The organism is Acinetobacter sp. SwsAc5 (assembly GCF_013391485.1).
Taxonomy (GTDB): domain Bacteria; phylum Pseudomonadota; class Gammaproteobacteria; order Pseudomonadales; family Moraxellaceae; genus Acinetobacter; species Acinetobacter towneri.
Window position 1 is genome coordinate 1 of the sequence record NZ_JACAXD010000052.1, and the last position, 4,104, is coordinate 4,104.

Genomic DNA, 4,104 nt, shown 5'->3' on the forward strand with positions numbered 1-4,104 from the left:
TCGTTTGAAGGATAAAAAAAGAATTGGGATTCAGCCCCAGGTTGAAACTTAATACGAGATCAAAGGGGTCAATTTTACTTTGCCATTTGTAAGGTAAAAGGGGTCAATTTTAGAATGCCGTTGACATTGGCAATCCAAGCAGACATACTGCTCGGCATTGCTGTAGTACTTCTCAAAGCAGTATTGGCTGACGACGACTAGGACGCCACCGATGACCACCCCGACCGTGGCGCCAATAAAAGGTGAAACGCCTGCTTTTTTTGCGACCTGCATACCAAACATCGCCATCTGTGTAGGTGAAATACAGCGTTGTAACTGTTCAAAATAGTTAAAGTTGGCGTTGCCTGAATCGGTCTGTCTGACATGGGTAGACTGACAGTAGGGGCATTGAATAAAGGACATTGAGTATTCCTTGTTAAATGAATTCAGTACGAAGAGCTGAATTGAGGGCATAAAAAAACCATGCCCATTGAGGACACGGTTTGATTTAGTTTTTGCTTTGTCGTGGAGAGTCGAGGGTCGCTATTGAAAGCTATAGCTTGCAGTACCCTTCTCCGTTTCAACATCAACACGCACTACGTTGTCATAGCCACAGCCGGTTAATTTCAGTCTTAAACGCAGACCCATTTTAAAATGCTGCGGATATTCCAAAGAGCGACGATAACCTTCATAACTGCATTCACCGTTGTTGATCAGCACATTGGTGACATCAATCGGATCTGCACTGTTAGACCGGATCGTCAATACTGTAGCGGATTGATTTTGCGCATACCAATTACTAGTATCTTTGACATCCAGTTCTACCGTAAATGTATTTGGATCAAGGCCAGAATTACAGCCACCCATTAACATTCCTGTCGTTGCAGTCACTGCCAGTAGGATCGGTTTAAAAAATTGCGTCATAAAATTCATCCCTAGCAGTAGTTATAGCTCACGCCATAATTGCCCGTATTTAAATCAATACTGACCAGATGGATTTCACAGTCTGTGCCATTATCAAATTTATAAACGTAGTAACGATTACCCGACTGCTCCGATTCCAGTGCTCCATGTTCCTGCAAGCTGAAGTCTTTCACTGATTTACCTGTATCTTTTGCGGCTTTGGCAAAGACATAGCGTTGATACTTGTCTATGTTTTCCTGCTCAAACTGAGGCAGTTCGTCATAAGGCAGCATCGACAGTAAGGTATCGACAGACTTTAAGTTTTTATCAAATTCAAAGCTGAGTAGCTCAGGTTCATGGTCTGATGGGCTCAGACTTTTGCTTCCCGTGGTCAGTTCTTTGACATCGATCCCGTCTACTTCTGCCGCTGCAATCTCAGTGGATGCTGCTTCTGAACTGGCGGATTCCAACGGCTGTGCAGAGCTAGCCTCAGAAGTGCTGGCTTGAACCGTTTTTTCAGTTCCTTGTTTAGGGCTGAAGAAATAGAAGCCTGCAATGCTGATCAAGGTCAGGGCTAAGATTGCCGCCAAGCCCAATACGGTTTTTTGGTTCATCTCAAATGCTCCCGTCTTTAGTTGGGTACAGTGACTTGACCATTCTGAGCATTAAAGTGAACAAAGCGCGGACAACCACCCTGAAAGTTCACCGTAAAATTACGCCAACCACGGTTGCCCGGATTGGTTTTATACATGCATTGATACACCCCACCACCCAAATTGCGGGCCTTAACAAAATAAGCTTCACTGGCTTGCGCAAACCAGCCTGCCTGCGCCAATGATGCACCTGCAAGTAGTGATGAAATAAGGGCAGTTTTTAGGAAGGTTTTAAACATAATCATTTTCTCTTTTTATAGGCATCACTCGTCTTGGTCTTAATCAGACGCAGTGCTCCCCATGCATGAATGTTGGAATGAATATCTATGTTTTTTTGAAGTGTTATAGACGATAAAGCACACGGATCTATGACCCTCAAAACAGCATGAGAGATTCATCTTCATATCGGTAATATGTACTTGAAAAAGTTTTATTCTTAGAAAGTCATCGACACAGCTATGCATTGACTGCACGGCATCAGGTCTAATCACCCAATCGCACAAACATGAAAAAAGAGAAATGTAAAAGACGGTATTGATGTAAGCGCATGGCGTACTCCTTTGTTTTAAAAGAATCCTGCCAAATCACTGTCAATTGATGGTGGCAGAACGAAGGAGGGTTGACAGACTGGTAACAAAGAAACCAGCACGCGCAAGCGCGTCCCCCCTCCGCCCTACCGCAAAGAAAGGGGGACGAACGGGTCCACAACATGCAAAATGAGATTTCGCATATTGTCTTTGTTAATGGGTCTGTCAAAACCCGCTGACGATGTAGGTCAGCAGGCTAAGGATAATCTGCACGTTATAGAGCGTCAAGCAATCCACTAATGTCTAAAATTTAAATGTTATATTTCATCATTTGAAGTATTGAAACATCAAACCTTTTTATGCATATTGAACCAACTGAAAATTTTAATTAAAGGGGATCAATATGAGTAAAGATCTGAATCTTGAACAGCAAGAAGAAGATTATCAAGAAGCTCGTGAAAATGAGATTCAAAAAATTGCTGAATCAGAAAATGTTTCATATGAAGTTGCCGCCCAAACTTGGGAAGACCTTCATAGCTCAGGTGAATAAAAATCAAAAAAGCCCTATCATCTAGGGCTTTTTCATGCCTTCAATTTTTTAGAAACACACAGCGTTAACGCCTTTATAGCTATGAACAAGTTAAATACAAGATAATGAATTTACATATAAAATAGCCAAGTATGTACAACCATTGAAGCCCTATTATGCATATTAAAGATAAGCAAAAAAAGCCAAACAGCATCACTGACCAATTTGAAAAACTTGATATACCTAAAGCAACAGAAGACGATTTGAAATTAGCTAAAAAAAATTTCAGAGCATTACTCAAAGAGTTATCATTACAAGAAAATTCTAGTGTTCATGAATTCCACCAAATAAAGACTAATCTAAAGAATATAAAAGAAATTAAAATACATACTGAAATTAAAATTGAATATTCGAATAAAATCTACTCTTATAAATTTCTAAATATTAGAGGCTCATTAGTTCCCGAATATTTACAGAAGGAAATTTACGATTGTAATTTTCTTGACGTAGAGATAATGCGCGTTGGGACATACAACGCCTCTAATAGCATTATCCAACTATTTACAGGCATAATTATAATTTTCGCGACTTTTATCGAATCAATTTTACTAAAAGTAGTTGATCCCACAATTACCATAGAAGCCAGCTTGCAACATTGCCAAGAAATTATTGATACATATGAGGAAGACCGTCATAAGTCAATACTTTCTATTTTCGAGTATCTAGCAAAAGCCATAGACATATACGAAAAACTTGATTTGCTTGATTCCTTTATCGAAGATCCAGAGGGTGCTAAAAAGCAATACAAAAATGAGCCTTGTTTTATAGATAAATTGAAGTCTTATCGCGAATCAATGTATATAGATTCAGGCATTCACTTAGAACAAGCTATAAATGAATGTATTGCGCTTGGTCTTTTTAAACAATACCAAAGATCTTCGACATCAAATAAAAAAATAGAGAATATACCAGTTATATGTGAAGGACATACTTTGTTAAACAATAAAAAGTTACTTAAAAAACTAAATGGCTCATCATTAAATATTGAGGGTAATTTAAAAAAGAAACACAATTTTGAAGCTATTGATCACAAAATTTTAGAACTTCTCAAGCAAGACAAATTCAAGAATAAATATAAAAGCAAGAATGCAGCTGCTGAGAAAATAGCAGATGAGATTGCAAAGGAAATTGAGGTTTTCATGAATAATGACCGAAACCACAATAACCACAATCAGTACATTAAGCTAGAGAACTTACCAACCAGAATACTTAAACTCATCAAAAAAAATCCTGACCTTTACGAGCAAATAATCAATAAGTAACTGATTTTAATGTTGAATAAGTTTTTTTAAATTACTTGGACGGCTCATTATTAATTTTTCAATCAAGTGAACCGTACCGGGTTTGTCGGAGACTTTTTATTTAAGTTAGGCCACCTGACCTAACGGATTAATTTTATCATAGTACATTGCTTCAAAATCAAAAGGTGGCACATAACCTAGTGCACTATGTA

The 4,104-nt window shown here is 38.3% G+C and carries 6 protein-coding genes; 2 read left to right on the forward strand and 4 right to left on the reverse strand.

The window, feature by feature from the left end:
• Window positions 1-48: 48 nt before the first annotated feature.
• From HYG89_RS15575 to HYG89_RS15590, 4 genes are all read right to left on the reverse strand, one after another.
• Window positions 49-402 carry a hypothetical protein gene (locus HYG89_RS15575; protein WP_256734036.1) on the reverse strand — a complete coding sequence of 118 codons (354 nt, stop codon included), beginning with the start codon at window positions 400-402 and terminating at the stop codon, window positions 49-51.
• A gap of 120 nt (window positions 403-522) precedes the next feature.
• A complete protein-coding gene (locus tag HYG89_RS15580; RefSeq protein ID WP_178868323.1) occupies window positions 523-903 on the reverse strand; it encodes a hypothetical protein in 381 nt (126 codons plus the stop codon).
• An 11-nt stretch (window positions 904-914) separates the two neighbouring features.
• Window positions 915-1,496: a hypothetical protein gene (locus HYG89_RS15585; protein ID WP_178868325.1), complete on the reverse strand. Its 582-nt coding sequence runs from the start codon at window positions 1,494-1,496 to the stop codon at window positions 915-917.
• A gap of 17 nt (window positions 1,497-1,513) precedes the next feature.
• Window positions 1,514-1,774 carry a hypothetical protein gene (locus tag HYG89_RS15590; RefSeq protein ID WP_004650270.1) on the reverse strand — a complete coding sequence of 87 codons (261 nt, stop codon included), beginning with the start codon at window positions 1,772-1,774 and terminating at the stop codon, window positions 1,514-1,516.
• Between the two features lie 691 nt (window positions 1,775-2,465).
• On the opposite strand from HYG89_RS15590, the gene HYG89_RS15595 reads away from it, so the two are divergent.
• Both HYG89_RS15595 and HYG89_RS15600 read left to right on the forward strand, forming a co-directional pair.
• Window positions 2,466-2,612, forward strand: a complete 147-nt coding sequence (locus HYG89_RS15595) for a hypothetical protein (protein ID WP_178868328.1) — start codon at window positions 2,466-2,468, stop codon at window positions 2,610-2,612.
• A 155-nt stretch (window positions 2,613-2,767) separates the two neighbouring features.
• Window positions 2,768-3,913 (forward strand): hypothetical protein, encoded by a 1,146-nt coding sequence (locus HYG89_RS15600; protein ID WP_178868330.1) that lies wholly within the window; start codon window positions 2,768-2,770, stop codon window positions 3,911-3,913.
• The last annotated feature ends 191 nt before the right edge of the window (window positions 3,914-4,104 follow it).